Raw genomic sequence first — 26,238 nt, 5'->3', positions numbered from 1 at the left:
TCATTCCCTGCGAAAATAGTGGCTCCGCTTTTTGCGGCTGACGACTAGGGTGTATTGATCCCTAGCACTCAGGACTCGCCATGCACCCGTATTTTTCCCTGCAAGGCCGCACCGCTCTGGTGACCGGCGGCACCCGTGGTATCGGCAAAATGATCGCCAAAGCCTTTGTCGAGGCTGGCGCGCGCGTTTACGTCTGCTCGCGCGACGCCGAAGCCTGCCATCAAACCGCGGCAGAGCTCAGCGCCTTGGGCAAGTGCCACGGCGTGGCGGCGAACCTTGCGACCGAAGAAGGCGTGCAGGAACTGGCCGCACGCCTGGGCGAGCAGATCACCCATCTGGATATTCTAGTGAACAACGCCGGCACCACGTGGGGCGCGCCGCTGGAAAGTTACCCGGTCAAGGGCTGGGAAAAAGTCATGCAGCTCAACGTGACCTCGGTGTTCAGCTGCATCCAGCAATTTCTGCCGCTGTTGCGCAAGGCTGGTTCGGCGGCGAACCCGGCGCGGATTATCAACATTGGTTCGGTGGCGGGGATTTCTTCGTTTGGTGAGCAGGCGTATGCCTACGGGCCAAGTAAGGCCGCCCTACACCAATTGTCGCGGATTCTCGCCCGCGAACTGGTGAGCCAGCACATCAACGTCAATGTGATTGCGCCGGGGCGCTTTCCGAGCAAGATGACTCAGCATATTGGCAATGATCAGCAGGCGTTGGCTGAGGACACCGCGTTGATCCCGATGAAGCGTTGGGGGCGGGAGGAAGAGATGGCGGCGTTGGCGATCAGTCTGGCGAGTACGGCAGGGGCTTATATGACCGGAAATATTATTCCGCTGGATGGTGGGTTTAGCCTCTGACATCGGCGGTGCGGCCTTCGCGAGCAGGCTCGCTCCCACATTGGATCTGTGTCATGCACACAACCCCTGTGGGAGCGAGCCTGCTCGCGAATAGGCCAGCCCTAGCAGCACCAGACTTGAAGCCCGCCGGGTTATCATGCGCACCCCGCCCCGCTTCGAATGCAAACCATGACTTACAGCGTCTCCCCCATCGGCTTCGTGCGCTCCTGCTTCAAGGAGAAATTCGCCATCCCCCGCCAACCGCAATTGGCCCCCGCCGCCCGTGGCGTGCTGGAACTGGTGACGCCGTTCGATCAGGGTGACGCCGTGCAGGGCCTGGAACAGGTCAGCCATGTGTGGCTGCTGTTTCTGTTCCATCAGGCGCTTGAGGACAAACCGCGCCTGAAAGTGCGCCCGCCCCGTTTGGGCGGCAACAAGTCCATGGGCGTGTTCGCCACCCGCGCCACACACCGGCCAAACGGCATCGGTCAATCGGTGGTGAAGCTGGACAAAGTCGAAGCCAATCGGCTGTTCATCTCCGGCATTGACCTGCTCGACGGCACGCCGGTTCTCGACATCAAACCCTACGTACCGTACGCCGATATTATCCCCGGCGCCTCCAACAGCATCGCCAGTGCCGCGCCGCAACTGATTGACGTGCAGTGGACGGACGCTGCACTGAAACAGGCGCACACGCACGCTCAGCGCCTTGGCGAGCCGTTGGTCGAGCTGATCGAGCAGTGCCTGGCCCAGGATCCGCGTCCGGCCTACCAAACCCCGGCGCCAGAACGCGAATACGGCGCGCAATTCTGGGATCTGGATGTGCGCTGGCATTACCCGACGCCTGAGCAGATCCGCGTACTCGAAGTCATTCCTGCCACGGCCTGAGGCCGCGCCCAATGTAGGAGCTGCCGAAGGCTGCGATCTTTTGATCTTGCTTTTTAAGATCAAGATCAAAAGATCGCAGCCTTCGGCAGCTCCTACATGGATCGTGGCAGGCATGAAGGAAATATTTCAGGCATAAAAAAGCCCCCATTGCCTGCATAGGCAATGGGGGCTTTTTAGGGGGGGCTTACTTCTCGACGAACGCACGCTCGATCAGGTAATCACCCGGCTCGCGCATCCGCGCCGAGATCTTCAGGCCGAAGCTGTCGAGCACTTCGCTGGTCTCGTCGAGCATGCTCGGGCTGCCGCAGATCATCGCGCGGTCGTCCTGCGGGTTGATCGGTGGCAGACCGATATCGCTGAACAGCTTGCCGCTGCGCATCAGGTCGGTCAGACGGCCCTGATTCTCGAAAGGCTCGCGAGTCACGGTCGGGTAGTAGATCAGCTTGTCACGCAGCGCCTCGCCGAAGAACTCGTTCTGCGGCAGGTGCTCGGTGATGAATTCGCGGTAGGCGACTTCGTTGACGTAACGCACACCGTGAACCAGGATCACTTTCTCAAAGCGCTCGTAGGTTTCCGGGTCCTGAATCACGCTCATGAACGGCGCCAGACCGGTGCCGGTGCTCAGCAGGTACAGGTGCTTGCCCGGGTTCAGGTCGTCGAGAACCAGAGTGCCGGTAGGCTTCTTCGAGATGATGATCTCGTCGCCTTCTTTCAAGTGCTGCAGTTGCGAGGTCAGCGGGCCGTCCTGCACCTTGATGCTGAAGAACTCCAGATGCTCTTCCCAGTTCGGGCTGGCGATCGAGTAAGCGCGCATAAGCGGCCGGCCGTTGGGCTGTTGCAGGCCGATCATCACGAACTGACCGTTCTCGAAGCGCAGGCCCGGATCGCGGGTGCACTTGAAGCTGAACAGAGTGTCGTTCCAGTGATGAACACTGAGGACACGCTCGTGGTTCATGTTGCTCATGTACGTTTGACTCCTGGATATTGGGTCTGCGCTGGCTTTTGAAGGCGACGGTGCGCAATTGCATCGCATTCTAATAGCGACGACAATATCTGTTAACTGGATTATTAAGATAAGGGTTATCGGTTATATCGATATGCGATTTACTCTCCGTCAACTGCAAGTCTTCGTCGCCGTCGCTCAGCAGGAAAGCGTATCCCGTGCTGCGGGTCTGCTCAACCTCTCGCAGTCGGCCGCCAGCACGTCGATCACCGAACTCGAGCGCCAATCCAGCTGCCAGCTGTTCGACCGCGCCGGCAAACGGCTGAGCCTCAACGCCCTCGGCAAACAGCTGTTGCCACAAGCGGTGGCGCTACTCGATCAGGCCAAGGAAATCGAAGACCTGCTCAACGGCAAATCCGGTTTCGGCTCGCTGTCGGTGGGCGCGACACTGACCATCGGCAATTACCTGGCGACCCTGCTGATCGGCAGCTTCATGCAGCGCCATCCGGAAAGCCAGGTGAAGCTGCACGTGCAGAACACTGCCAATATCGTGCAACAAGTCGCCCACTACGAAATTGATCTGGGTCTAATCGAAGGCGATTGCAGCCACCCGGACATCGAAGTGCAAAGCTGGGTCGAGGATGAGCTGGTGGTGTTCTGCGCGCCGCAGCATCCATTGGCCCAACGCGGCAGCGCGACCATGGAAGAGTTGACTCACGAAGCGTGGATTTTGCGTGAACAGGGTTCCGGTACGCGCCTGACGTTCGATCAGGCCATGCGGCATCATCGCAGCGCGCTGAATATCCGTCTGGAGCTGGAACACACCGAAGCGATCAAACGCGCAGTGGAATCGGGGCTGGGGATTGGCTGTATCTCGCGGCTCGCACTGCGTGATGCGTTCCGCCGTGGCAGTCTGGTGCCGGTGGAGACGCCGGACCTGGACCTGGCGCGGCAGTTCTACTTCATCTGGCATAAACAGAAATATCAGACTTCAGCCATGCGCGAGTTTCTCGATCTGTGCCGCGCTTTCACCGCCGGGGTGCAGCGCAGCGACGAGATCGTTTTGCCGACAATCGCTTAAAGCAGAATCACTGCCCACACCAGCGCGATCATGCTCAGTGCGACGAATTGCGCGGCGCTGCCCATGTCTTTGGCGTTCTTCGACAGCGGGTGCAGTTCCAGCGAAATGCGGTCGATGGCCGCTTCCACCGCCGAGTTCAGCAACTCGACGATCAGCGCCAGCAGGCACACGGCAATCAGCACGGCCTGCTCGACACGGCTGACATTGAGAAAGAACGTCAACGGAATCAGCACGACATTGAGCAGTACCAATTGGCGGAAGGCCGCTTCACCGGTGAAAGCTGCGCGCAGGCCGTCCAGCGAATAACCGGAGGCATTGAGGATACGTTTCAGGCCGGTCTGGCCCTTGAAAGGTGACATAAAGTAGAAACCAACCAAAAAGAAGTGGGGAAAGCTAGATCAACAAAAGTCAAAAAAGCGTGAAGACGCCAGCCTTTATTGGCTCGGAATTGACTCAAGTTGTTGCAGCAGTAAAGCCGCTTGCGTGCGGGTGCGCACATTCAGCTTGCGAAAGATCGCCGTGACGTGGGCCTTGATGGTCGCTTCCGACACGCTCAGTTCATAGGCAATCTGCTTGTTCAACAGGCCTTCGCAGACCATGGTCAGCACGCGGAACTGCTGCGGCGTCAGGCTGGCGAGACCATCGCTGGCGGCTTTGGCTTCGTCGGAAACACTGACCGCCTCGAACGCTTGTGGCGGCCAGAACACATCGCCATCGAGCACTTTGCGTACGGCTTCCTGAATCACGCTGAGGTCGCTGGACTTGGGAATAAAACCACTGGCGCCGAACTCACGGGATTTGACCATCACCGAGGCCTCTTCCTGCGCCGAGACCATCACCACCGGAATCTGCGGGTACTGTCCGCGTAGCATGACCAACCCGGAAAACCCGAAAGCGCCGGGCATGTTCAGGTCCAGCAGGACCAGATCCCAGTCAGCTTTTTCGGTCAGGCGTGTTTCCAGCTCGGCGATGCTCGCCACTTCCACGAGCCGAACATCCGGGCCAAGGCCCAGCGTCACCGCTTGATGCAGGGCGCTACGAAACAGGGGGTGATCATCGGCAATCAGGATGTCGTATGTGGCCATTTTTCAAATGATCCTGTTTTTGATGGCAGACCCGGTGCATTCCGGGCTGGCCAAAGCAACTCAAGATGCCGCTTGAAAGCGGTATCTACAGGGGCACGTTCAACGCCAATCATCAGCAAACACGGCGTTTCAAACCTTGGCCGCACCCTAATCGGCGCCAAGCATGCCCAGCGAAGACGGGGTGGTCAAGCAGCACGGCCGCTGGCTTGTACAGTATGGGCCACTATTGGGCCAACTCCGGCTGCGGCTTTCGTATATAGGGCAACAACTCGGCGTGGGCCGGCGTCGATTCATTCATGTCCAACTGTTGTTTGGCACCGAGGTAGTGCTGGCTGAACACGTCGAAATAGGCGTCCAGCGCCGAGGCGGCGTCGCTGTCACCGGCCAGCTCCAGGCACAAAGCCGCGACTTCGGCGGTGCATAAGTGCTCGCTGCGGGTTGAACGGCGCAAGCGGTAGCGCGAAAGTTTGTCGGGCAGCAGACTGAGAATCGGCAAACGGTCGAAATACGGGCTCTTGCGGAAAATCTTCCGTGCCTCAGTCCAGGTGGCATCGAGCAAAATGAACAGCGGGCGCTTGTTGCTATCGATCGCGACAGTATTGGTCACTCGCGACGGCTCCACGTATTCGCCGGGAAACACCAGATACGGTTGCCATTGCGGATCATTGAGCAGCGCCAGCATCTGCGGATCGGGCTCGGTGCGCGACCAGATAAACGCGTGGTTGTCGCGCACGACGTCGGCAATCAGCCAACCGGTGTTGCTCGGTTTGAACACTTCTTTGCCGGTCATGATCAGGCACACGCCCGAACGGGTTTCGACAGTCGGACGCCAGGCGCACAGGCAATGGCTGATGATCACCCGGCAATCGCGGCAACGCTCGGAGCGAAAGCCACGGGCCTGAATCGGCTTGATGCCTTCGTCTTCACGCTGATCGCGCAGGCGAGCTACGGCGTTGGGGGCATGATTCATCGCGGGCAGCGCCGGCAGACAGGGAAACTCGACACGAACAACACTCGGCAGGGCAATAAAGGCCGGCAGTTTATCAGAGCGACGGGCACAAGCCTGTACCCTCCCGACCGGCTCCCCTATAATTCGCCGCCACTGAACGCACAGTCACGGGGCTGGTCGAACCACCAGTCACCGAATCAGGAGAGTTTCATGCTGCGCCTTATCGTTCCCACCGCTGCCATTCTGCTGGCGTCGTCCTTCACCGCTCAGGCTGCATCCCTGAGTGAGCAGAATCTGAACCGCGAGCTGCGCAACGTCGCCGCCCAAAGCAGCGTCGGCACGCCACGCGCAATCAATGAAGACATTCTTGATCAGGGCTACACCGTTGAAGGCACTCAGTTGATCAACCACCTGAGCGTGCAAAAAAGCCACGCCGACAAGATGCGTGCTGACCCTAAAGCCGTGTATTTCCAGTTGGGCGCCTCGGTGTGCAACAACCCGTCGTACCGTAAGCTGATGGCCAAGGGCGCGATCATGCGTTACGACTTCACGGAAGTAAAAACCAACAAGGCGATCGGCTCCGCCAGCTACCAGGAATCGGATTGCCCGAAAGCGGCCCCGGCGAAGAAGAAGTAATCATCTCGAATTGGCGCGCCGCTGTTCATCCTCGGCGCGCAGTTCGGCCAGCAAGGCCTGCAGATAGTGCGAACGGCGCTCGCCGCCCGCCAAGCGCCGGCAACACTCCTCTTCAAGACTGAGTTGATTGGTCTCGGCTGCCGCTTTCAACATTCGATACAGCTGCGTATCGATCTCCAGAATCACTCTGGCCATGTGTCCCGCCTCCTTGCCACCCGCAAATCCTTGAATCGCATGCGCCTATACGCAAAGCTGTCGCAAGGCGCCTGTACTTTAGTTAATCAGAGGGTTTGCGGTTCGGTGTACGTTCGGACGAGCGGTGAAACAACGGGCGGAAAATCAATAAACGGTTGCCAGCCAAAACTTTACGGCGCAATGATCAAGTCAGCGCAAATGCGTGCAAGGGTCTAGATTCAGAGTATTCCCGATCATTTTTCAACGGCAGGCAAGGAACTGCCGATCGTGTGTTTTTTGCAGCGCGGCACTGACGCCGCTCGTCAGGGCCATCCGCTCTGTGCAGAAGGAGACGTTGAATGCCTTACCAACCGAATGACTTGCTCAGCCGTCATTTTCAGGAAAGCGGCCCCGACCTCATCAGCAAGGTCGAAGAACAACTCAACCGTGTTTCCCCCAACAGTCCGAATATCCCTATCTACCGCGACATGATTCTGACCGTGCTACGCATGGCCCAGGAAGATCACAATCGCTGGAACGCCAAGATCACCTTGCAAGCCCTGCGCGAATTGGAACAGGCGTTTCGGGTACTGGAGCAGTTCAAGGGCCGACGCAAAGTCACCGTGTTCGGCTCGGCGCGCACGCCGGTCGAACATCCGTTGTATGCCATGGCCCGCGAGCTCGGTGCGGCTTTGACGCGTTCGGGAATGATGGTCATCACCGGCGCCGGGGGCGGCATCATGGCCGCCGCGCACGAAGGCGCCGGGCGCGATCACAGCCTCGGGTTCAATATCACCCTGCCCTTCGAACAACATGCCAACCCCACGGTCGATGGCACCGGCAATCTGCTGCCGTTCCACTTCTTCTTCACCCGCAAGTTGTTTTTCGTCAAAGAGGCTGACGCTCTGGTTTTATGCCCCGGCGGGTTCGGCACGCTGGATGAAGCGCTGGAAGTGCTAACGCTGATCCAGACCGGTAAAAGTCCATTGGTGCCGGTGGTGCTTCTGGATGCGCCGGGCGGCACATTCTGGCAAGGCGCGATGGACTTCATCCGCCAGCAACTGGAGGAAAACCATTACATCTTGCCGACCGATCTGAAACTGATGCGACTGGTTTACACCGTTGAGGAAGCGGTGGAACAGATCAACCAGTTCTACAGTAACTTCCACTCCAGCCGCTGGCTCAAGCGCCAATTCGTGATCCGCATGAATCACAAACTTAGCGATCAAGCGCTGGAACATATGCAGGAGGCCTTTGCCGATCTGTGCCTGAGCGACCAGTTTCATCAACATGCCTACAGCGGTGAGGAACAGGATGATGCGCAGTTCAGCCATCTGACGCGACTGGCCTTCGCCTTCAATGCCCGCACTCACGGGCGTCTGAGGGAGTTGATTGATTACATCAACCTGCCGGAAAACTGGGCCGACTTAAGACCCCCAACAGCACAACGCAGCCGCGAGCCGTCAAAGGCAATCTGAAGGCAAAAAAAAACGGCCCGCTATTTTCATAGCGGGCCGTTTTTATTGTAGCGATTTAATCGTCCATCCCTCGACCGCTGAACAAGCGGTTGATCATCTCCATCGAGAACCCCCGATAGGCCAGGAAACGGCCCTGCTTGGCCCGTTCTTTTGCGTCAATCGGTAAATGCCCGGAGAACTTGCGTTGCCACGTCTCCTGCAATTGCTCCTGCCAACTGATACCACTTTCGCGCAGGGCGAGTTCGATATCGGCGCGTTGCAAACCGCGTTGGCTCAGCTCTTCGCGAATCCGCAGAGGGCCATAGCCGGAACGGGCGCGGTAGGAAACAAAGCTTTCAAGGTAACGGGCTTCTGAAAGCAGCCCCTCTTCCGTCAAACGGTCGAGGGCTGTTTCGATCATCTCCGCCTCTGCGCCGCGTTGTCGCAATTTACGCGTCAACTCGACTCGACCGTGCTCGCGACGTGCGAGCAGGTCCATGGCGGTTCGCCGCACCGCGACGAGGGTATCGAGTACGGCGGTGGTCATCGCTGTAATCAGATATCAGCGTCAGCCAGGTCGTCTTCAGTCTCTTTGACTGCAGAGGCCTTGGAGTCGGCGATCACTGCTGGCGACAGCAGTTTGTCACGCAGTTGCTTCTCGAGCTTCGCGGCGATTTCCGGGTTATCCGCCAGGAACTTGGCCGAGTTGGCCTTGCCCTGACCGATCTTGGTGCCTTCGTAGGCATACCAGGCGCCGGACTTCTCGACGAAACCGTGCAGCACGCCCAGGTCGATCATCTCCCCGTTGAGGTAGATACCCTTGCCATAAAGAATCTGGAACTCGGCCTGACGGAACGGCGAAGCGACCTTGTTCTTCACAACCTTGACGCGGGTTTCGCTGCCGACCACTTCGTCGCCTTCCTTCACCGCGCCGGTACGGCGGATGTCGAGACGGACCGAGGCGTAGAACTTCAGCGCGTTACCACCGGTAGTGGTTTCCGGGCTACCGAACATCACGCCGATCTTCATACGGATCTGGTTGATGAAGATCACCAGGCAGTTGGCGTTCTTGATGTTACCGGTGATTTTACGCAGCGCCTGGGACATCAGACGGGCTTGCAGGCCCACGTGCATGTCACCCATTTCGCCTTCGATTTCAGCCTTCGGTACCAGGGCTGCCACGGAGTCGACAATGATCACGTCAACGGCGTTGGAGCGCACCAGCATGTCGGTGATTTCCAGGGCCTGTTCGCCGGTGTCCGGCTGGGACACCAGCAAGTCGTCGACGTTGACGCCAAGTTTGCCGGCGTACTCAGGATCGAGGGCGTGTTCGGCGTCGACGAATGCGCAGGTCGCACCGGCTTTTTGCGCCTGGGCGATCACGGACAAGGTCAGCGTGGTTTTACCGGAAGATTCAGGACCGTAGATTTCAACGATACGGCCTTTTGGCAGACCGCCAATGCCGAGTGCGATGTCCAGGCCCAGAGAGCCAGTGGAGATAGCCGGGATCGCCTGACGGTCCTGATCGCCCATACGCATTACGGCACCCTTGCCGAATTGACGTTCGATCTGACCCAGGGCCGCAGCCAAGGCTTTCTTCTTGTTGTCGTCCATTAAAGTCCTCACGTAATCAATAAGGCCTGACGGCCAACACCTGTATAAGTAGCCAGTATTATTCCACAGCGTTCGCGGATCGCCTACCCCTGATTTTCGATTTCTCGTGCCGCTAGTCGCAGGAGCCCCTCTAGCGCGGCCTTCACCGTTTGTCGGCGGACTTCGTCGCGGTTGCCGGGGAAGTGCTGAACCTCAGTGGTGACCGTCTCGCCAACGCCCCAGGCCAGCCACACCGTACCGACCGGTTTGTTGGGCGAGCCGCCGTCCGGCCCGGCCACACCACTGACCGCCACGGCAAATCGCGCCAGACTCTTCTCCTGAGCGCCACGCACCATCGCCTCAACGACCTCGCGACTGACAGCGCCCACCGACTCGAACAACTCGGCCGACACATTCAGTTGCTGGGTTTTCTGCCGGTTGGAGTACGTGACGTAACCGGCCTCGAACCACGCCGAACTGCCCGGGATCCGCGTGATCGCTTCGGCAATCCCGCCACCGGTACAGGATTCAGCGGTGGTGACGTGGGCATTGAGCAGTTGCAGACGTCGGCCAAGGTCGGCGGCCAGTTGAGTGATCTCTTTCACGGCGTGCTCCGGATCGTGTGGAATGCCTCCACCGTACACGAGCAGGTTGCGCTTTCAATACACAGACTCATTCAAAATGTTCGGGCGCCAGCGCTCTGACATAGGCCTGACACGCCTGCAAGGCGATCAGTCCACGGTCGCCGCTGTCGGTGATGGCGATAATTCGTTGAGCATGCGCCGGGTCAAGTCGGGCGCGTACGGTTGCATGATCCACGCCGCTGGCGCCGGTGGTGGCTGGCACGTTGCAGCCTGGGGCAGCGTCGCCTGCGTCGATGAGGACTGACAGGCGCAGATCAGCAGTGGCAAGGCGATCGCGCAGGCGATCCTGATCACGTTGGGCATCGCTCAGCGCTCGATAATGGGTTTGTTCACTGGTCGCGAGCCGCTGCTCCAGCGCCAGGCGTTTATCCTGCTCGGCCTGTTGCGCGGTCGCGGCGGTCTGCGTCAGTTGATTGAGGGTTTCGGCGTTTAACCGGGCCTGCTCGGCCAGTTGCCGACCGTAGCGCCACTCCTGAAACTGCCAGGCCGCTGCAAACGCACCAGCGGCCAGCAACAGGATGCCGATCACTCGCCAGGGGATTGGCATAGCACCGCCCTCGCCCGCGCCCAGATTTCCAGGCGATCCTGCAAACCGTTCAACCCGCCGTTGATGCGCCGGGTAATGGTGTTGAACTCGTCGCGGTCGGCCAGTGCGTTCAAACCTTTCTGCTCCCAGAACCATGCTGCGGACTCGGCGGCCCATTGTGGTTGTTCGAGGAGTTCGGGCAGGGACAACAAACGTTCATCGCCGAACAATCCGAGGCTGCACTGACGATAGTTACTGCGGCCAGTGATCTGAATCAGCCCGCGACCGCGATATTTCTGTCCATCGCCATCGGCCTCGGGCGTGTTGCCCAGACGCAGCGCCAGCGTCCCGGTGTCGTACTTGCTCAGGTACTGGTTGTTGCCCAGTTCGCGCACGTAACGCAATTGACCCGACTCGTGTCCGATTTGCGCGAGGAACGCCGCGACACGTTTGGGCGAGTCAATATGGCGGCGAGCCATGGCACTGTTGAGTGCAGAAACAAAAACGCCCGCTTGGGAGCGGGCGTTGGGCATGATGTCGATAAGGTTGTTTTCAGTTATTTGCATAATGCTTGATCCTCCCTGGATATTGCCCCGATTGAATCATGGTTGACGGCCAAGGCCTGCCAGCCATTTATTTGCCAGACTTTTCAGGGTGCTCTGCTCTACGGCTTCTCCAAGTGTTCCCTCGGGGGACTGCACCTGACCGCCCGATAAAAGCCACTCCTGATATTCAAGCCAGTCACGATTGGTTGGATCAGGTGGGATGAACGCTGAATCCTCCGTGCGCAGTACACCGCAAGCGGTCAATTGATAGGTCATGAATTCTCTCCTAGATTTCCGCGTCCGCTGTCCATTCCAGTTGCAAGGTTTGCCCAGGGGCACTTCCTACAGGCGTGACAGTTGCAAATGAAATACTGCGATCCGTTACACCTTGCAACGTAGTGCCAGTGCATGCCTTGCTGATCGTTTGATTCCAGACTTGATTGCTGCTGTCAGCCGGGCAATACGCGGTCACGGTGGGCTGAACTCTTTTCTGCACCAGAAAACCGATGGTCATACCGTATTGCCCCATGTTGCCTGACGGTACTTGGGTAAATGTCGAAATACAGGTGTTGGTTCCGTTGTTTGCCCTGACCGGTATTCCGCTCGCAAAAGACTTTTCGTAATAGCGCTGACACAACATCAGTTCTTCGGCGAGTGGTCGAACTTCGAAAGGCGTGGAAACAGGTCCCTCCTCCAGCTGCACAAGGGTCAGATCGACCGTCTGCAAAACATTCAAAGGCAGGTCGAAAGACAATGTCAGGCAATCGCTGGCCCCTTGCATTTTTCCGGAAATGGCAGGCACCTGAAACGTTGCTGTGTGTCGGCTCCACGTTGTACTCAGCTGAAAGACGTCAACAACCCTCACAACAGCGGCCGATCCTCCCACACCGAATTGTTGGGCGATGGCGACTTGCAATGGCCGCGCGGCATCGGATCGCGCCCAGAACGTCAATGTTGCAGTCCTACCGGCGAGTGTTCTGACCGATTCGATACTTTGTGAAATTCTGTGAGTCGTTGCCCCTGCGCCTGCCGCAGTTTGTTGCCAGCGCATGAAACAGGCAGGTTCGCCAGGAACCTCCCCTTGCCCGAGTGGAAACGTCTGACGCGTGATACTTACTCCGGCGTTGCCGTTCCAGTCGCAACGAAAACGGTCTGCCACGTAACCACCGATATTGGGGGCCTGATTGCTCGCCCCACGCTGCCAGATTCGGAAATCGCCATTAATGAGCAGATTCCTGCGATACACCTGCACAGGAAATTGTTGCATCGGGTCGGGTCTGGACAACTGCCGGATCGCTTGCGCCAATTGGTCGGTCTGCTGCTCATCCGGGCTCAACCCCGCTGCGGTAATTGCGCTGAGTATTTCCTGAGTAACACTGTTGCCCCAGCTCGCCGGAATCAACGATCCCGGTGTTCCAGCGATGGCATCTTCATCGACAAACTTGCCGTCGACCAAGCCTGAGCCAGGAACGCTTTTTGGGTAATCCATGTATATCTATCCTTGATTGAGAGCGAACCGCTCAGCCATTGGCCTACAGCAAATCTTCAAGCCAGTCAGGCTCGACCGGGCGCGAACGCGCCTCCGGGAAGTCTGGATGATTGGGCCAGTCGCGCAGCGCCTGCCGATAGGCCAGGAGTTCTTTGAACTCCTCGGTACGCAGGGTCGTGCCCTCACCCACCTCCAGTTCTTCGGCATCACGAAACACCAGCCACTGGGTGTTTTGCAGAACGCGGTTGCGCCATGCGCGCTCGTGGCTGGCAAGCGTTTCAGGAGAAACGACGGGGTCGGTCAAAACGGGCTGACCACTGGCACTGGCGCTGATGACTTTGCCACTAGCCTGCCCGGCAAACAGTTCGGTGTATTGCGCCTGGGTGATTTCCACCGCCCCTGCAGGCAGTTCAGGAAGCGCGCTGTCGACGCGATCAAAGCCGAGACTTTGTGCATAAAAGTAAATCGTCATGGTCAGTACCCCCAAACCAGAATACGGCCCGAGATACCCGGCTCAGCCTTCACACTTGCAGCCAGCACATTTCGGACCCGCGCAACCACTGTCGTTGTAGTGGAGTTCGCGCCGTCAAATGCCCAAACGGTGACGTTGGAGCTCCCCCAACCTGCCGGATAGCCTTCATTGGCAACACCGCCGAGGACAGCATTGGGAAACCTGATCGGCAAGGACACCGTCATGTTGCCATTCGCATCGGAGCCCCCCGTTACCCACTGAATGATCAAACCGCTGGGAAACTTTTGATATCCCGATGTGGCGAACTGTGCGGCGTAATTAGCTGAATACTTCAGCGCAGCGGTGCCATAGACCACCCACACTCCAGACTCCCTGACGAAGTTCGCACTCTCCCCATTGTTCATCACGATCGACGCCAGATAAGCCCCTTGCGGACTGATCTGCGTGCCGGTTTTACTGGCCACCGTGACGGGCGCACTGTTACGGCAATGCAGGCTAATCGTCGCGCCGCTTGGCACCGCAGCGGCATCCGGAAGCGTCACGGTATATGCCGCGTTACCGCCCAGACCGATTGAGCAGCCGACATCGGCCTGAGTCAATTGGGCGGCGGTGGATATACCACGAGCACTGGCATAGCTGCCCAGCGCCCGCTGCACAAACTCGGACGTTGCTGCCGAGCGTCCGCCATCAAACTGCGGCGCAGTCATGAACAGCGCCGGACTGCGCAACGCTGCCAACAACTGATTGTTCGACGACTCGTTCGGCGTCATGCCGGCCGCCTGAAGGACGTTGAGAATTTCTTGCGTGACGCTGTTACCCCACGCCGCCGGGATCAGCGAGCCGGGTTTTCCGGCAATCGGGTCCTCATCGACAAACTGGCCATTGACCAGGCCGACACTGGGCACACTTTTTGGGTAGTCCAATGTTCATCTCCTTGATTGAAATACAGTTCGGGGCGAATTCAGCCAATCACGCTGACCAGCCAAAGCGGTGCTGACGGCCGGGAATCCGCTGCGGGGAAAAGCGCAGAATCAGGCCAGTCGCGCAGCGCTTGTCGGTACTCAAGCAGCTCCAGATATTGCGCAGCCTTGAGCAAGGTTCCGCGCCCCAGTTCCTGCTCATCGCGATGGCGAGTGACCAGCCATTCGGTCGCTGAAAGGGATGCCTGACGCCAGCTACGTTCGGCTGTCGAAGGCGCTTGATCTGCAACAACCGACGCCTGGAGGATCACCGGACTTTCCTGCGCGGGCAGTGGGTCGATAGCTGTCGGCAACTGACTGATCGGCGCGCCGATTTCGACCGCCTGACCATCCGGCACTCGCACCATCGACTCGACAAAAGACGGGGCGAACAGTTGGCTGATTGCGTAGTCACCGGTGTCGATCCGTTCGACGACTACGCCGTTCTCGATCCGTGCATAAACGGCCATTACTCGTACTCCCAGATTTCACAGAAGGCGTTACCGCCGACACCGCTAAGGACAGAGGCGGACGCACTGGTTGAACAAGAACCACTGCCACCCGAGCCTCGACTCCCTGAGGTACCGGGACCACTGAGGCCCATCAACGGGCCGCCGCCATCAAATGGACTCGCCCCACCACCTCCTGCCAGTACGCCCCAGTTGGCGTTGTACATGGCATAACCACCGCCAATTCCACGTGCGTTAGCCAGGTTGCCACCCGTGACGGCTTGCCCTCCGGCGCCACCCTGGACGAAGCCGACTGCCGTGGCTGTCACGGGGAAGGTCAGGATTTGCCCGCCCATGCCTCCCGCCGCGCTCATATAGCTGCCAAAAGAAGCACCACCACCGGCCTGCCCCATCGCGTTACGTGAAGCGCCACCCGCTCCCAGTGAAACCGGCACGCCGGACATCATTTCCGCGCTCACGTCATACAAACTCTCGCCATAGGCGCCACCACCACCACCACCACCACCACCACCACCACCACCACCACCACCACCACCACCACCGCCACCGCCGATGCTGTGATAACCCGCTGTCACCGGTGCACAGCCGCCCCCCGAGCCGCCGGCTCCAACCAGACGCACACGAATGCGCCTGGCTCTTGGGTTGGGTTTGTAAACCGTGATCCCGACCGTCTCGATCTGCCGGACCGCCAGCAGCCGCCCCACCGCATCGGTGATGCCATAACCAGCCAACGTGGTTGGGGTATTTTTCAGTTTGGTGAAATCAACGAGAGCGCCAATGGCCGTGGCCAGTTGATCGGTTCTGGCTTCATCCGGGGTCAATCCGGCAGCCTTGATCGCATTGAGAATTTCTTGCGTGACGCTGTTGCCCCACGCGGCGGGGATCAGTGAACCCGGTGTTCCGGCGACGGGGTTTTCATCGATGAAGCCACCATTGACCAGTCCCACACCGGGGATACTTTTCGGATAATCCATTACACGACTCCTTGTGCGGGATCAGTCAGCGACAGCGGCGCCAGGCGCCACCGGCCAAGAGATGTTCTCGGGAAAACCGCTTTGCTTTTCAATGCGGTTCAGCTCTACGCTGTAGAGCTTCCACTCGATCAGCAGCAGTTGTTCGTCATGGCTGGCATCGCCGATGTCTTCGGCGTATTGCAGGGGGGCGATTCTCAGCACGGCATCGCGAAGCAACGCGTCGCGCTGATCGAGGCATTGCTGCCTTACGCTCGCCAGGCGAGCCTGCTCATCGAGTACCCAGGAGTTGTCGCGCCAGATATGGAACTCCCCTGGCCATGGCTCTGTTGTATGGGTGTCAGACAACTCACCCAGTTCGGTCCATATTTGCCTGACTCCATCGTGTTTGCGGTAAACCACACCGCGCCGGTCTGTCAGCTCTCGAGGAACATTGTTAACCAGTGTCCACACTCGCCCGCTTTCGGGCGACGGCAGCTCGAATGAAAGTTGAACGGCATTACTCGGCAGTTGAACACCAAGACCGGGGGTGACATCAAACTCGACAGGGCCGGTCAAACAGCCCAGATGATCAATCAGATAATTAAACATGGGCACCTCAGATAAGTTTGATTCGACCCGGATAAGCAATATTTCGAGGACGCGTGATACCGCCGTGGTTCAGCAGTTCTGAATCGGCAATTGGCGTAATCGGCGCAGCAGGTGTGATGTATTTGACGGTGGCGCCGGCGTAATCGGCGTAGTTGCCCATATCGAAACCCAACTGGGCCTTCTGGGAAATGATGTTTGTCGCAAACAAAATATTGTCGGCGACGCCGTTGTCCCCCTGAACCAACGAACCTTTTTGCCAAGATCCCGCCGCACGACCGGTATCGACCAAACCGCCTTCGGCCAGGACACGCAAGAATTCACCACGGGCTTCTGGCAGGCGAAAAGTCGTGGCGCCGTCTCCAGAAGTCCACGCACCGCCACGATCCGCCTCGGAACGCAACATGCCCGACTGCTGCGCGTGTTCCCAGAGCCACGGCCATTCCGAGCGATTCAGTACGGAACCATTCAATGCCGCATAGCCCCCGGGCAGCACAGCCAGAGTGGTCTCGAAGGCTACGTACCCGAGTGACGAACCGTCCAGACGACCGACCGGCCACCAATTGCCCGCTGTATCACTGCGCAAATGCCACCAGTCACCGGCTCCCATCAATACGAGAAACGGATAACCCGAAGCATTCAGGTGGGTGTGAAACTTGATCGCATCGCCGCTTGCACTTCTCACGATCAAGCGGTTACCGCTGTTATCGACGCGCCGCACAATGACGTCACGCACCCCCAAACTGGTATTGGCTGGAGGCAGACTGACGGTCAGTGTGCTGGCCCCGGCATCGATCAGAACCAAGCCCAACTCATCGGTGGTCAATGACCTGGACCCTCCAACCCGAGTAATCACAGAACGCATTGGGCTGGCGTTGCCGACGATCAACTGAATCGCCTTGAATAATTGGCTAGTATCCGCCTCTGAGGCCACCAACCCACCCCCTGTAATCACACTCAGAATCTCCTGAGTCACACTGTTGCCCCACACCGCTGGAATCAACGATCCCGGCGTTCCCGCCACCGGGTTTTCATCGACGAAGCGGCCATCAACCAAGCCGACGCTGGGGACGCTTTTTGGATAATCCATAGGATGTTCGTTCCTTTGAAATGACAAATGACCGGCATCGGCACAGCGCTTTCTGCGTGCCTGTTCACGGTCTGTTTTCAGAAAATAAAAAGCCCACATCGAAGTGGGCTTGGGTGACGCAGAACTGAGGTTTTTGATTTAGCTGGATGGACCGTTGACCAGTTCGCGAATGGCGACCAAAGCTTCGTCACCAGCGCTGCGCGCCAGATCCATGTTGCCTTTGGCAGCCTGCGCGCGAATCTGCGCTTTGGCCTTCAAGCGCAGCGTACGCAGCGCCAACAGATGGTCGGTCAGTTGATCGGCCTTGCTCAGAATCTGCTCGGCGGCCAGTTTGGCGGTGCGACCTTTGACCACCCAGGCAGCGACCGACAGCGGCACTTCCTTTTTCGGGTAACCGGCGTCCTGATAGGCCTGCGCGTCGGCCGCTGCCTGGGCGTATTCCATGGCTTTAAGCGGGTCGCCGGCCAGTGCGGTACGAGCATTGTCAGCGGCGGCATCGACTTTGCTGCACAGCTGCTCGGCTTCCTGCTGTTCTAGCTCGGCGGCTCTGGCGGGATTCATCTGCCACTTTTCGCCATCCCAATCATGAGCAACAGAAGGTTGTGCCGGACGTAGACCGTCCTCGAACTGATGCAGTTCTTGAATGATGATCATCGGATCAACTCCCAGGAAAAACTGATGTTGACCGCTGCGGTGAAATTGACAGCGATACCCGATGCATAGTCAGACAAACCGTGACTCTTGAGCCCCATGCTGAACAGCAGTTCATCGCTTGCGGCGTTGCTGGCGCCCCACGTGTGTTCTGTCTGGTAGCTCTGCCAAAGCGAGCGCAATTCAGCATGGTCAAAGCTGGCAGTGAGGGTCGAGACGGTCGTGTCACTCACGACGTTGCTGGAGAAAATCAATACAGGTGCATTTGCAGTTGCCCAACCGTCCCAATTATTGGAGGTTCCAATCGTCGGGTTCAAGAAACAGTAATTGCCGCCGAGCCACCCTGCGGGTGCAAACCCGACAGAACTGATAGCCGTCGGATGCGGCGTCGGATTGCCCACCACCAGCCGCGCTGCCCGCGCATGTGGATCGAGTGGAAGGTAAACCACACCATTGCCGTTAACTGTCTGCGTCCACGACAAACGGCTGCGGTTATAAATCGGCCGGACAATCGGCACCGTCCCGGGACCGGCTGTCACCACCCATGCCAGACAAAGATCCAGCGTCGTCGATTGGAAACCGCCTCCCGCCGCACCATTGATCGTGCCCTTCAAGCCTTCGGGCGTGGCGTCATAGATCGTGCCGCGCTGCGTGTAGAAGGTCAGCACGCCGGCAACCACTTGCGCACGCAGAAAGTAACCAGAGTTGGGCAAAAGATCGGCACTGCTCCAGGCTTGTGTCGTAAACGTGCGCGGACGACCCAACTGACCTGCCAGTACTTCCTGGCCCAGGCTGATCAGTACACCAGGCAGAATCGATAACCGCCCGCCACTGGTAGCAAACGCGGTCGGCGTGATTGGCAATCGCCCGTCTGCCGTAGCAACGGTAGCGGTTGGCAAGGCGCCAATCGGCAACGCCGAATCCAAATTCCAGCCCTTGGCCGAAACGCTCTGAATCGCTTGCAACAACTGATCGTATTTCTTCTCGTCCGGGGTCAGATCCCCGGCCTTGATCACATTGAGAATTTCCTGCGTAACCCCATTCCCCCAATCTGCCGGAATCAAAGATCCCGGCGTCCCGGTCATCGGGTTTTCATCGACAAACTTCCCATTCACCAAGCCGGCGCTGGGCACACTGTTCGGATAGTCCATGGCTCATTCCTCCCTAGTCATAATTGATGTGCACCTTGGTATGTGCCGGCGCACTGCGGTGGATCAGGCATTCCAGCGCCGAACCCGGGTTGACGCCGAAACGCTCGCCCCAGTAACTCGCGCCGTAACGCCGGCCAAGCAGCAGGCGTCCGCCGGTGTTGAGCGTCCACATGAACTGCGCTTCCCAAGTGCCCCAATGCGCCGAGCCGAAACGCGAGCGGCCCATGCGTGGGGCTTCGAGTTCGGTGATGGTGGCGTTGGGGTAGCCCTGGCTTTTGGCGATGTCGAGGTAGTAACCGACGGCCTGGCTGCCGACCGCGAGCAAGCGGCGGCGCACGGCGAGGCGGCGGTCGTCGAACAGTGGCGTGGCGCCGAGGCAGGGGTCGGGCAGGTTCATCACCCGCTCCCAATCCGGCACCAGTTCGCTGACGCCGGCCGGGTCCATCTCGTTGAGCAGGTCGGCGGCGCGGGCGTCAAGGCGGGCCAGTTCGACGGCGACGCCTTGCAGCACTTCTTCCAGTTCCGGCACGCGCTCCGGATCCCACGCCGGGCCACTGGGCAGCAAGGCGCGCAGTTGCGCCTGATATTGCGCGGCGGTTCTTATGCCCCCCATACGCAGCCTCCGAAGGTGAGCAGTTCGCTTTGCCCGGCAGGCACGTCAGCGGCCGGCGCAGTGAGCGTGTGATCGTACTCACCACCGGCGCTGCTGATGGCTTCGCGGATATGGCTGATCAGCAACGGCACACCCAGATCGGCCTCGCGGTTGTGCAGGTCGCGCAACTGCGCTTCAACGGCGGCGCGCACGGCGGTGGTGTCCGGATTGACGCTCTTGAAGCGATACACCACCGGCACCTGAATCGGTCGCTGCACGTGCACTTCCGCGGTCACCGGACGCAGCGGTTCGATGTAGTCCTGAACCTCCGCCAATTGCTCATCGTTGGGCACCGGTTGCGGGTCTTCATCACGCATGATGAACACTGTCACCGTGCCCGGGCCGAGCAAGCCACCACGACACCAGGCGCGGGTCACGCCCGGCACTTCCAGCGCCCACGTCTCGTAGTCACTGGCCGAGCCGCCATGGGGAATGACGCGGTAGGAACGAATCACCCGCGAGCGCAGCGACTCCAGACTTTCCCGTGCCACACCGCCGCTGAGCCCCGGTGCCAGCACGATAAAACTGTTGCCGACGACGCCGGTAATCGGCTGCACCGGGTTCAGTGCCAGACCGGCGTCGGCATTACCGAGGCTGCCGGCATCCAGCGCCGCGATGGTTGTGATGTTGCTGCCATTAACGGTGGTGCGTGCGGTGGTGACTTTGTAGGTGCGGCCATCGCTCGCTTGCAGCAGCGTATCGACATCCAGCACGGCACCGGCAGTGGCGGTAAAACTGACGCTGCCGGTGGCGACTTGCGCGGGTTTGCGCGGTTGGTTCAAACGCAGTGCGGCGATGCGCTCCAGGGTCGACTCATCAGCCTTGTCGGGCAGGATCTGCTCGGCAATCCAGTCGAGATAACCGTACAGACCATAAGCCGCGCCACCGAGGGTACGGGCCAGCACTTGCGCATCGGACTGGCGCAGCGAATCGCCGGCCAGGTCGCTTTGGGTGCGCTTGATCAGCACCGGCAGCGAAGGGGTTTCAAACGGCATAGATCACCTGCCAACTGTTATCGGGGTTGATGTCCAGACGTTCGCCGTCGGCCAGGGTCAGGACCGTGCGCAGGTTCAGGCGCTGGGCGTCGAGGCGTTCGCTGATGATGTCAATGGCGCTGCAGTGGCCGTCGTCGATCAGCCATTGCAAGGCTTCGCGGGCATAGAACTCGGCGTCCATCTGCGTTTGTCGAGTTAGCTTGACCCGGCGCAACAGCCACAGCCGCGAGCCGATGCGGTCGTCGGCAACGGTGGGAAAGCTGTCGCCCCACCAGCCGAAACGTTCTTCGTCGTCGAGGGCGTCGTCATCGGCGGCGCGGCGCCAGGTGAACAGGCTGATGAGTACGGCGCGGGTCAGCGCGGCATGGAGGTTCGGGCTGATCAGCATCACTTGCCTCCTGCCGGCGCACCGGTCTGGCCACTACCGGCCTGTACGCCGACATGCACGTGGTTGATCTGGCTGATGCCAGCGGCGAGTTGATCACCAGTGGAAACGATCTTGCCGGTCTGGTTGATCACCGGCGTATCGAAGTTCACCGCGCTGCTGGCGCGGATGTTCAGCGTGGCGGTCTCGATGTCGATGATCCGCCCGCGCTTGAAATGAATCTTGTCGCCCTCGTCGGTGTAGATCGCCACCTCGCCCGACGCCAGTGATTGCAGGCGATAACGGCGGTCGGCGATGACGAGCGCGATGGCGTGGGAGCGGTCGCCGCCGAGAAAGGTGACGACACCTTCGGCGCCGGCCAGCGGGTGGCTGGTGAAACCATAGGGTTCGAAGTGTTCGAGGTCGTCGTTCACTTCGCCGGCGGTGAGGCGCATTTGCAGCGATTGCAGCTTGGATGCCGAATTGGCGAGCACGACAGTGCCGCGCGCCAGCAGGCGTGTCAGTAGGCTCATGAATTGTCCTTCAAAAAAGTGGCCCGAATGGGGTCAGTGTGGGAGCGAGCCTGCTCGCGAAGGCGGTGGGTCAGGCACTGTGATGTTGAGGCTGGCGACGCTTTCGCGAGCAGGCTCGCTCCCACAGGATTCGGAGTCAGGCTCAGGTTTTTTTCGGGGGCGTTGGATCAGGATCGAAGGTATGCGGCGGCGCCACTTGCAGCGTGGTCACCGAGCCTTGCGCCGACAGCGAATACGTGACTTTGGAAATCAGCATGTCGCCATCAAACCCGAGCACCGGATCCTTGACCTTGACCAGCGTGTTGTGGCGCCACAAATCGCCGTTGGACTGACGCCAGCCCTGCACCTGATAAATGGTGGACTGCGCCCGGCCCATGCGCGTGGCGCTCTCCCATTGGGCGCGTTGCTGGGCCAACTCAAAGGTCAGCGCAGTGCCCTCGTTGATGATCGTGGTGCGTCGACGTTTGAAGCTCAGGTCGGCCGCGCTGGATTCAACCTCGCTGACCGCCGCCCCGCTCTTCTTGTCCGAGCCTTTCTGCTGGCCGATCACCCGATATTCGGAGAACACCTGGCTTTGATCCATCGGCGCACTGGCCGACAAAATGTTCTTGCCCAGCTCCAGCGCATCGCTGGCGCGACCACCGCTGCCGGGCTTGGCCAGCACCAGCCGGCCTTGCTCGTCATCGGTGGAAAACACCCGAAACAGCGAGAGCAGACGGTCGATCGACTGAAACACAGTCTCGCCCGGCACGATGGTGTGCTTGGCGAGACGCGCAGTCTCGGGAATCTGATTGACCACCATCAGCGAATACTCCATCGCCAGCGCCTGCACGATGCTCAGCAACGGTTGCTCTTGCCATTGATTCGGCCGGTTGGTGGCCGCGCAGTCGACCAGATCCTGAGTCTTGGAACTGCCCTCGATGCTCAGGCTGATCTGGCGTCCGTCATAGCTGATCGGGGCCTTGAACACATAGCCGGTGAGCACCAGGTCCTGGCCGATTTTCACTTCGCAGGGGTCACCCGGTTTGATCCGCTGATCCACCGTCTGCCCTGGCCACTGCCAGGTGATGTCGAGTTTGAAGGTGCGGAACTGGCGCTCCAGATCAGCGGTGATTTCCACGCTTTTCCAGCCGCCGTATTCCATGTTGTTGACGGTCAGCGTGACATGGTTATCCATCTCGCTCATGGCTCACTCCCTGGACACTTTCACATCGTTGGGTGAAAAGCCCGGATGGTTCATCGCGTTGCTCTGAGTCACCTGAGTCACCCGTGTGGCGTCGGCAAATTGCTGGTACGCCACAACCAGCGCCGGCAGGCTTTCCTGGAACGATTTAGTGACCTGTCGCACACCGGATGACGCCACAGCCTTGAGATGCGCAATCAGCGCTTCCTTCACATCATTGATTGCCTGGTGATGCTTGGGATCGGCCTTGTCCAGCATCGGATCAATAGCCACCCCGACCGCTTTCTGCAGCGCTTTCATTTCGTCGGTCACCGGTACTTCCTGACGGGTCACCGGTTGATCCGCCTGATGCGCCACCGAAGGTGTCGACGTCAGTTTTACCGCCGGGGTCGCCACCGGCATCGACGCGACCCATTGCGCCACTTTGACCAGCATCGTGTCCTGCACCAGATCGGCCATGGCTTGCGCCGCCGCATTGGTGTCCTTGCCGGTGGTGATCTTCGGCGCATCGGCCTTGCGGATCGCTTCGAGTTGTTGGGAGACGTCGGCAATCACGCCACGGTAGCCCTCCTTCGCGAACGCCTTGAGCTCCTTGATATCGCCGAGCAACCCCTTGAACTCCGCCGCCACTTCCTTGGGCAACTCCTTCACGGCTTTAACCAGTTCAGTGATTTGCCGGTACTGCTCGATCAGCGGTTTGAGCTGCTCTTTGATCACCTCATAGACCCCGGTCAGGCTGTTGCGCAGATTGGCGATGCCGATCCGCGCAGCCTTGATCAGCGTCATCGCCTGCTCGAAACGCGCCACCGCCGAACCCAGCAACGTATCAGCTTTGGCCAACAGAACTTTCTGCGTACTGACGGTGGCGGTGGGAAACGGCAACGGCCGGTCGGGGTAGAACTTCAGACTGAACGTCACCAGCCCGCCGTCCTGGCGGGTGTGGGTCATGTCGCATTCACCGACCTTGACTTGCAGGCGTCCCAGCCACGGGTGCACCAGCTCACCATTGCCTGCCTCCAATGCCTTGAGCAGCTTGTCGCGCTGCTCCAGGCAATCGGCGCCGATGATGAATGCCGTGATGTCGTGGGTCTTGGCCTGCTGGCCAAGATCCTCGAAATACGGCAGGTCGCGTTGCGGATACTCGTGCAACTGCCCCTTGCGACCGACCGGGGTTTTCGCCTGATCAATCCAGAAACCGACACCACGAAAGGATGCCGGCAACAAACGGTCACGCCAGTTCATTGGAACCTCCTGCCGACAGCGAGCGATAGCCGATGCGCGAAGACAGCGCCAGGCCCGGTTGATTGGTTTGCGGTTGATCGGTGCGCAGCCCTGCCGGCGCATTTTCGAAGCGCACGGTCAGGCCGCCTTCGAGTTGTGTGCGGTTGTTGATTGCGCTTTGTTGAATCAGTGCGCCGGAGGTTTGTGGCAGTGTGCTGCTCATTCCTGGCGCCCCGGCAGGCGCAGCAGCGCTGGTGCCGGTGATTGTGGCGAAGAACCCGGAGACATTGCCGCCGAGCAGTTCTTTGATCTGTCCGAAAATACCTTGGAGTCTTGTCGACATATCGCTGAACCAGACGAGAACGGGCTGCCACTTCTGCTGGATAGATTCCAGCGGCGACTGACTGAACAGATCACCCAAGGTTGCTTTCACCGATTGTGCGTCTGTGTTCAGCGTTGCCCACAAACCGGAAAAATATTCCGTGACGCCATTCCATTTCGCTATGACCGTTTCCACGGGAGCGTTGCCGAACAGGTTCTGAAACTCGTTCTTCAATGGCTGGGCACCTGCCCGGAGAACGTCCCACAGCGCTGAAAAAACCGGCGCCAAGGGTTGCCAGGCGCTTTCGACCATAGCGGTCGGAGACCAGGAGAACGTCGACTTGAGTTGCTCCCATCCGCTCGCCGCAATGCTGTGCATGCTGCCAACCGCATCGAAAACCGTGCTTTGCGCGGAACCCCAGGCCCTCGACATATTCGTTGTCAGCGTGCCGTCGAACAGCGATGTGATGCTCGACCAACCGGTAGCAACCCTGGTGCTCATATCGTCGATGGCCGTGAAGACCGCGCTTTGTGCGGAATCCCATACGCCTGACATTTTTGCTGTCAGCGTGCCGTCAAACGTCGACTTGACCGATTCCCAACCGGACAGCGTAGCTGCATAGCTACGATTCCAGTAACCAGTGACGGACTCATCGGCCGAGTCCCAGAGTGCGCTCATTTTCTCCAGTGGCGAGGTGTACAACCGGGCCTTGAGGCTTTGCAATCCAGCCGCAGTGCTGGCAGCTGCACTGTCCCAGTAAGCGCCGACAGAGGTGCGAGCCGAATCCCAGGTCTGCTCGATGGACGCGCCGAATGCGTGCAGACGTTCGGACGCTCCCGCCGCAATACGGCTGGCACCTGCGATAGCGTCGGCGCGCATCTCTTGCCACTTCAGCGAAGCTGTGGCACGCATCGACTCGAACCGTTGCCTTCCATCCGCAACCATCTCATCCCAGCCTTGGCGCACGTCGTCGATGCCGCGTCGGGTCGCATCGCCAATCGATTGCCAGGTTCGGCTGAAGAAGCCCGAGATCGCCCCCCAGTTGTTGGTGATCAACCGTGCGCCGATCACGATCACGGCCACAGCTGCCGCAATCCCGGCAGCAATCAGGCCAATGGGCGAGGTCAGAATTCCCAGCACCGCGACCAGCCCCATCGCCCCGACCGTGACCACCGTAAACGCCACAGCAGCGGCTGCCAGCCCTTCAACCAGATACGGATTGTTGGCGACGAACTGGCCGATGGACGTCATCACCGGTGTCAGCGCCGTGACGATGCCGTTAACCGCCGGCAACAATGCCTGACCGATTTTCAGCGAGATGTTGTCCAGCGCCTTGTTGAATTTCTCCAGGTTGGCCGAGGTTTCCCCCTGCACCACCTTCGGCACTTTCAGCCCCTTGAGTGCCCTGGCTTTTTTCGCCAGTGCATCCTGCGCTTCGATGGCCTTTTTGATGCCGTCCTGAAACGGCTTGAGCAGACCACCTTCGGCAATGAAACCGGCGACGTCCAGCGGCTCAAGGCCGCTGTCTTCCATGCTTTTCTTGAATGCTGCGACCTTGCCGCGCAGCCCCTTCATCTCGGTCTCCATCTTCTCGGCGCCCTTGAGCACCACGAGCATGTTGACCGTGACGGGAAAGTTCTGCGGGATCAGGCTCAAATTTGTATTCGCCATCACTGCACCTGCTGCATCGCATTGATCCGTTGCGCGTGCTCCAGCGATTCGCGGAGCACATCCAGTGGCCTGGCCATCATCTGTTCGGGGTCAACCTTCCAGAAC

General features: G+C 59.4%; 32 protein-coding genes. 5 read left to right on the top strand and 27 right to left on the bottom strand.

Going from position 1 to position 26,238, the window contains the following annotated elements; translation table 11 throughout:
* The first annotated feature begins 80 nt into the window (after window positions 1–80).
* Window positions 81–851 (top strand): SDR family oxidoreductase, encoded by a 771-nt coding sequence (locus BK670_RS19755; RefSeq protein WP_123452171.1) that lies wholly within the window; start codon window positions 81–83, stop codon window positions 849–851.
* A gap of 168 nt (window positions 852–1,019) precedes the next feature.
* Window positions 1,020–1,718 (top strand): tRNA (N6-threonylcarbamoyladenosine(37)-N6)-methyltransferase TrmO, encoded by a 699-nt coding sequence (tsaA, locus tag BK670_RS19750; RefSeq protein ID WP_185036798.1) that lies wholly within the window; start codon window positions 1,020–1,022, stop codon window positions 1,716–1,718.
* A 184-nt stretch (window positions 1,719–1,902) separates the two neighbouring features.
* Here the strand turns inward: tsaA and fpr are convergent, their stop codons facing one another.
* Window positions 1,903–2,682, bottom strand: coding sequence for a ferredoxin-NADP reductase (fpr, locus tag BK670_RS19740; protein WP_007908723.1), 780 nt, complete (start codon window positions 2,680–2,682; stop codon window positions 1,903–1,905).
* 133 nt (window positions 2,683–2,815) lie between these two features.
* Here fpr and BK670_RS19735 point away from each other — a divergent pair, with 133 nt between their 5' ends.
* Window positions 2,816–3,742 carry a LysR family transcriptional regulator gene (locus BK670_RS19735; RefSeq protein ID WP_038358063.1) on the top strand — a complete coding sequence of 309 codons (927 nt, stop codon included), beginning with the start codon at window positions 2,816–2,818 and terminating at the stop codon, window positions 3,740–3,742.
* Here BK670_RS19735 and BK670_RS19730 read toward each other — a convergent pair.
* The 3 genes from BK670_RS19730 to BK670_RS19720 all read right to left on the bottom strand — a co-directional run bounded on the left by BK670_RS19730 (window position 3,739) and on the right by BK670_RS19720 (window position 5,797).
* The gene (locus BK670_RS19730; protein ID WP_042607041.1) at window positions 3,739–4,101 is read right to left on the bottom strand and encodes a diacylglycerol kinase; all 363 of its coding nucleotides are present in this window, start codon (window positions 4,099–4,101) and stop codon (window positions 3,739–3,741) included. The genes BK670_RS19735 and BK670_RS19730 overlap by 4 nt on opposite strands.
* A gap of 75 nt (window positions 4,102–4,176) precedes the next feature.
* The gene (erdR, locus tag BK670_RS19725; protein WP_095050444.1) at window positions 4,177–4,827 is read right to left on the bottom strand and encodes a response regulator transcription factor ErdR; all 651 of its coding nucleotides are present in this window, start codon (window positions 4,825–4,827) and stop codon (window positions 4,177–4,179) included.
* A gap of 223 nt (window positions 4,828–5,050) precedes the next feature.
* On the bottom strand, window positions 5,051–5,797 hold the full coding sequence (locus BK670_RS19720) for a tRNA-uridine aminocarboxypropyltransferase (protein ID WP_123452166.1): 747 nt from the start codon (window positions 5,795–5,797) through the stop codon (window positions 5,051–5,053).
* A gap of 189 nt (window positions 5,798–5,986) precedes the next feature.
* Here BK670_RS19720 and BK670_RS19715 point away from each other — a divergent pair, with 189 nt between their 5' ends.
* Window positions 5,987–6,412 (top strand): PA3611 family quorum-sensing-regulated virulence factor, encoded by a 426-nt coding sequence (locus BK670_RS19715; protein WP_007908738.1) that lies wholly within the window; start codon window positions 5,987–5,989, stop codon window positions 6,410–6,412.
* On the opposite strand, the gene BK670_RS19710 is transcribed toward BK670_RS19715, so the two are convergent.
* Window positions 6,413–6,607, bottom strand: a complete 195-nt coding sequence (locus BK670_RS19710) for a hypothetical protein (protein WP_077571372.1) — start codon at window positions 6,605–6,607, stop codon at window positions 6,413–6,415.
* A 338-nt stretch (window positions 6,608–6,945) separates the two neighbouring features.
* Here BK670_RS19710 and BK670_RS19705 point away from each other — a divergent pair, with 338 nt between their 5' ends.
* Window positions 6,946–8,064 carry an LOG family protein gene (locus BK670_RS19705; protein WP_123452164.1) on the top strand — a complete coding sequence of 373 codons (1,119 nt, stop codon included), beginning with the start codon at window positions 6,946–6,948 and terminating at the stop codon, window positions 8,062–8,064.
* A 55-nt stretch (window positions 8,065–8,119) separates the two neighbouring features.
* Here the strand turns inward: BK670_RS19705 and recX are convergent, their stop codons facing one another.
* From recX to BK670_RS19585, 22 genes are all read right to left on the bottom strand, one after another.
* The gene (gene recX, locus BK670_RS19700; protein WP_007908744.1) at window positions 8,120–8,590 is read right to left on the bottom strand and encodes a recombination regulator RecX; all 471 of its coding nucleotides are present in this window, start codon (window positions 8,588–8,590) and stop codon (window positions 8,120–8,122) included.
* Between the two features lie 8 nt (window positions 8,591–8,598).
* On the bottom strand, window positions 8,599–9,657 hold the full coding sequence (gene recA / locus BK670_RS19695) for a recombinase RecA (protein ID WP_090282065.1): 1,059 nt from the start codon (window positions 9,655–9,657) through the stop codon (window positions 8,599–8,601).
* An 83-nt stretch (window positions 9,658–9,740) separates the two neighbouring features.
* The gene (locus tag BK670_RS19690; protein ID WP_123452162.1) at window positions 9,741–10,241 is read right to left on the bottom strand and encodes a CinA family protein; all 501 of its coding nucleotides are present in this window, start codon (window positions 10,239–10,241) and stop codon (window positions 9,741–9,743) included.
* Between the two features lie 67 nt (window positions 10,242–10,308).
* The gene (locus BK670_RS19685; RefSeq protein WP_123452160.1) at window positions 10,309–10,827 is read right to left on the bottom strand and encodes a lysis system i-spanin subunit Rz; all 519 of its coding nucleotides are present in this window, start codon (window positions 10,825–10,827) and stop codon (window positions 10,309–10,311) included.
* On the bottom strand, window positions 10,806–11,372 hold the full coding sequence (locus BK670_RS19680) for a glycoside hydrolase family 19 protein (RefSeq protein WP_123452158.1): 567 nt from the start codon (window positions 11,370–11,372) through the stop codon (window positions 10,806–10,808). Before BK670_RS19680 ends, BK670_RS19685 begins: the two co-directional genes overlap by 22 nt.
* Window positions 11,373–11,408: 36 nt before the next feature.
* Entirely contained in the window at window positions 11,409–11,627 is a 219-nt protein-coding gene (locus BK670_RS19675) for a hypothetical protein (protein ID WP_123452156.1), read from the bottom strand.
* 10 nt (window positions 11,628–11,637) lie between these two features.
* Window positions 11,638–12,840: a carbohydrate-binding protein CenC gene (locus BK670_RS19670; protein ID WP_123452154.1), complete on the bottom strand. Its 1,203-nt coding sequence runs from the start codon at window positions 12,838–12,840 to the stop codon at window positions 11,638–11,640.
* A 43-nt stretch (window positions 12,841–12,883) separates the two neighbouring features.
* Complete coding sequence (locus tag BK670_RS19665) at window positions 12,884–13,312, bottom strand: phage tail assembly chaperone (protein WP_123452152.1); 429 nt, start codon at window positions 13,310–13,312, stop codon at window positions 12,884–12,886.
* A 2-nt stretch (window positions 13,313–13,314) separates the two neighbouring features.
* A complete protein-coding gene (locus BK670_RS19660) occupies window positions 13,315–14,235 on the bottom strand; it encodes a gp53-like domain-containing protein (RefSeq protein WP_123452150.1) in 921 nt (306 codons plus the stop codon).
* A gap of 38 nt (window positions 14,236–14,273) precedes the next feature.
* Entirely contained in the window at window positions 14,274–14,741 is a 468-nt protein-coding gene (locus BK670_RS19655) for a phage tail assembly chaperone (RefSeq protein WP_123452148.1), read from the bottom strand.
* On the bottom strand, window positions 14,741–15,715 hold the full coding sequence (locus tag BK670_RS29750; protein ID WP_221178377.1) for a hypothetical protein: 975 nt from the start codon (window positions 15,713–15,715) through the stop codon (window positions 14,741–14,743). The genes BK670_RS19655 and BK670_RS29750 overlap by 1 nt, the downstream gene beginning before the upstream one ends.
* Before the next feature lie 21 nt (window positions 15,716–15,736).
* Complete coding sequence (locus BK670_RS19635; RefSeq protein ID WP_123452144.1) at window positions 15,737–16,303, bottom strand: tail fiber assembly protein; 567 nt, start codon at window positions 16,301–16,303, stop codon at window positions 15,737–15,739.
* A gap of 7 nt (window positions 16,304–16,310) precedes the next feature.
* Window positions 16,311–17,390 (bottom strand): phage tail protein, encoded by a 1,080-nt coding sequence (locus BK670_RS19630; RefSeq protein ID WP_123452142.1) that lies wholly within the window; start codon window positions 17,388–17,390, stop codon window positions 16,311–16,313.
* 138 nt (window positions 17,391–17,528) lie between these two features.
* Window positions 17,529–18,044, bottom strand: a complete 516-nt coding sequence (locus BK670_RS19625) for a phage tail protein (protein WP_123452140.1) — start codon at window positions 18,042–18,044, stop codon at window positions 17,529–17,531.
* Window positions 18,041–19,192: a phage tail protein gene (locus BK670_RS19620; protein WP_123452138.1), complete on the bottom strand. Its 1,152-nt coding sequence runs from the start codon at window positions 19,190–19,192 to the stop codon at window positions 18,041–18,043. The genes BK670_RS19625 and BK670_RS19620 overlap by 4 nt, the downstream gene beginning before the upstream one ends.
* 13 nt (window positions 19,193–19,205) lie before the next feature.
* Window positions 19,206–19,805, bottom strand: a complete 600-nt coding sequence (locus tag BK670_RS19615) for a YmfQ family protein (RefSeq protein ID WP_095112473.1) — start codon at window positions 19,803–19,805, stop codon at window positions 19,206–19,208.
* Entirely contained in the window at window positions 19,793–20,839 is a 1,047-nt protein-coding gene (locus tag BK670_RS19610; protein WP_123452136.1) for a baseplate J/gp47 family protein, read from the bottom strand. The genes BK670_RS19615 and BK670_RS19610 overlap by 13 nt, the downstream gene beginning before the upstream one ends.
* Entirely contained in the window at window positions 20,829–21,227 is a 399-nt protein-coding gene (locus BK670_RS19605) for a phage GP46 family protein (RefSeq protein WP_123452134.1), read from the bottom strand. Before BK670_RS19605 ends, BK670_RS19610 begins: the two co-directional genes overlap by 11 nt.
* Window positions 21,227–21,736, bottom strand: a complete 510-nt coding sequence (locus BK670_RS19600; protein ID WP_123452132.1) for a phage baseplate assembly protein V — start codon at window positions 21,734–21,736, stop codon at window positions 21,227–21,229. The genes BK670_RS19605 and BK670_RS19600 overlap by 1 nt, the downstream gene beginning before the upstream one ends.
* Before the next feature lie 142 nt (window positions 21,737–21,878).
* The gene (locus BK670_RS19595) at window positions 21,879–22,922 is read right to left on the bottom strand and encodes a phage baseplate assembly protein (RefSeq protein ID WP_123452130.1); all 1,044 of its coding nucleotides are present in this window, start codon (window positions 22,920–22,922) and stop codon (window positions 21,879–21,881) included.
* Window positions 22,923–22,925: 3 nt separating this feature from the next.
* On the bottom strand, window positions 22,926–24,161 hold the full coding sequence (locus tag BK670_RS19590) for a DNA circularization protein (RefSeq protein WP_123452128.1): 1,236 nt from the start codon (window positions 24,159–24,161) through the stop codon (window positions 22,926–22,928).
* Window positions 24,148–26,133, bottom strand: a complete 1,986-nt coding sequence (locus BK670_RS19585; protein ID WP_123452126.1) for a hypothetical protein — start codon at window positions 26,131–26,133, stop codon at window positions 24,148–24,150. The genes BK670_RS19590 and BK670_RS19585 overlap by 14 nt, the downstream gene beginning before the upstream one ends.
* Between the last annotated feature and the right edge of the window lie 105 nt (window positions 26,134–26,238).

The organism is Pseudomonas fluorescens, from assembly GCF_003732425.1.
Classification (GTDB): Bacteria; Pseudomonadota; Gammaproteobacteria; order Pseudomonadales; family Pseudomonadaceae; genus Aquipseudomonas; species Aquipseudomonas fluorescens_BE.
The sequence above is the reverse complement of the archived record's forward strand: the minus strand, read 5'-3'. Positions and strand labels throughout refer to the sequence as shown.

Bases quoted from the DNA above. Each gene is read 5' to 3' on its own strand.
- BK670_RS19755 (WP_123452171.1), top strand. From the start codon at position 81: ATGCACCCGTATTTTTCCCTGCAAGGCCGCACCGCTCTGGTGACCGGC.
- tsaA (WP_185036798.1), top strand. From the start codon at position 1,020: ATGACTTACAGCGTCTCCCCCATCGGCTTCGTGCGCTCCTGCTTCAAG.
- fpr (WP_007908723.1), bottom strand. From the start codon at position 2,682: ATGAGCAACATGAACCACGAGCGTGTCCTCAGTGTTCATCACTGGAAC.
- BK670_RS19735 (WP_038358063.1), top strand. From the start codon at position 2,816: ATGCGATTTACTCTCCGTCAACTGCAAGTCTTCGTCGCCGTCGCTCAG.
- BK670_RS19730 (WP_042607041.1), bottom strand. From the start codon at position 4,101: ATGTCACCTTTCAAGGGCCAGACCGGCCTGAAACGTATCCTCAATGCC.
- erdR (WP_095050444.1), bottom strand. From the start codon at position 4,827: ATGGCCACATACGACATCCTGATTGCCGATGATCACCCCCTGTTTCGT.
- BK670_RS19720 (WP_123452166.1), bottom strand. From the start codon at position 5,797: ATGAATCATGCCCCCAACGCCGTAGCTCGCCTGCGCGATCAGCGTGAA.
- BK670_RS19715 (WP_007908738.1), top strand. From the start codon at position 5,987: ATGCTGCGCCTTATCGTTCCCACCGCTGCCATTCTGCTGGCGTCGTCC.
- BK670_RS19710 (WP_077571372.1), bottom strand. From the start codon at position 6,607: ATGGCCAGAGTGATTCTGGAGATCGATACGCAGCTGTATCGAATGTTG.
- BK670_RS19705 (WP_123452164.1), top strand. From the start codon at position 6,946: ATGCCTTACCAACCGAATGACTTGCTCAGCCGTCATTTTCAGGAAAGC.
- recX (WP_007908744.1), bottom strand. From the start codon at position 8,590: ATGACCACCGCCGTACTCGATACCCTCGTCGCGGTGCGGCGAACCGCC.
- recA (WP_090282065.1), bottom strand. From the start codon at position 9,657: ATGGACGACAACAAGAAGAAAGCCTTGGCTGCGGCCCTGGGTCAGATC.
- BK670_RS19685 (WP_123452160.1), bottom strand. From the start codon at position 10,827: ATGCCAATCCCCTGGCGAGTGATCGGCATCCTGTTGCTGGCCGCTGGT.
- BK670_RS19680 (WP_123452158.1), bottom strand. From the start codon at position 11,372: ATGCAAATAACTGAAAACAACCTTATCGACATCATGCCCAACGCCCGC.
- BK670_RS19675 (WP_123452156.1), bottom strand. From the start codon at position 11,627: ATGACCTATCAATTGACCGCTTGCGGTGTACTGCGCACGGAGGATTCA.
- BK670_RS19670 (WP_123452154.1), bottom strand. From the start codon at position 12,840: ATGGATTACCCAAAAAGCGTTCCTGGCTCAGGCTTGGTCGACGGCAAG.
- BK670_RS19665 (WP_123452152.1), bottom strand. From the start codon at position 13,312: ATGACGATTTACTTTTATGCACAAAGTCTCGGCTTTGATCGCGTCGAC.
- BK670_RS19655 (WP_123452148.1), bottom strand. From the start codon at position 14,741: ATGGCCGTTTATGCACGGATCGAGAACGGCGTAGTCGTCGAACGGATC.
- BK670_RS29750 (WP_221178377.1), bottom strand. From the start codon at position 15,715: ATGGATTATCCGAAAAGTATCCCCGGTGTGGGACTGGTCAATGGTGGC.
- BK670_RS19635 (WP_123452144.1), bottom strand. From the start codon at position 16,303: ATGTTTAATTATCTGATTGATCATCTGGGCTGTTTGACCGGCCCTGTC.
- BK670_RS19630 (WP_123452142.1), bottom strand. From the start codon at position 17,390: ATGGATTATCCAAAAAGCGTCCCCAGCGTCGGCTTGGTTGATGGCCGC.
- BK670_RS19625 (WP_123452140.1), bottom strand. From the start codon at position 18,044: ATGATCATCATTCAAGAACTGCATCAGTTCGAGGACGGTCTACGTCCG.
- BK670_RS19620 (WP_123452138.1), bottom strand. From the start codon at position 19,192: ATGGACTATCCGAACAGTGTGCCCAGCGCCGGCTTGGTGAATGGGAAG.
- BK670_RS19615 (WP_095112473.1), bottom strand. From the start codon at position 19,805: ATGGGGGGCATAAGAACCGCCGCGCAATATCAGGCGCAACTGCGCGCC.
- BK670_RS19610 (WP_123452136.1), bottom strand. From the start codon at position 20,839: ATGCCGTTTGAAACCCCTTCGCTGCCGGTGCTGATCAAGCGCACCCAA.
- BK670_RS19605 (WP_123452134.1), bottom strand. From the start codon at position 21,227: ATGCTGATCAGCCCGAACCTCCATGCCGCGCTGACCCGCGCCGTACTC.
- BK670_RS19600 (WP_123452132.1), bottom strand. From the start codon at position 21,736: ATGAGCCTACTGACACGCCTGCTGGCGCGCGGCACTGTCGTGCTCGCC.
- BK670_RS19595 (WP_123452130.1), bottom strand. From the start codon at position 22,922: ATGAGCGAGATGGATAACCATGTCACGCTGACCGTCAACAACATGGAA.
- BK670_RS19590 (WP_123452128.1), bottom strand. From the start codon at position 24,161: ATGAACTGGCGTGACCGTTTGTTGCCGGCATCCTTTCGTGGTGTCGGT.
- BK670_RS19585 (WP_123452126.1), bottom strand. From the start codon at position 26,133: ATGGCGAATACAAATTTGAGCCTGATCCCGCAGAACTTTCCCGTCACG.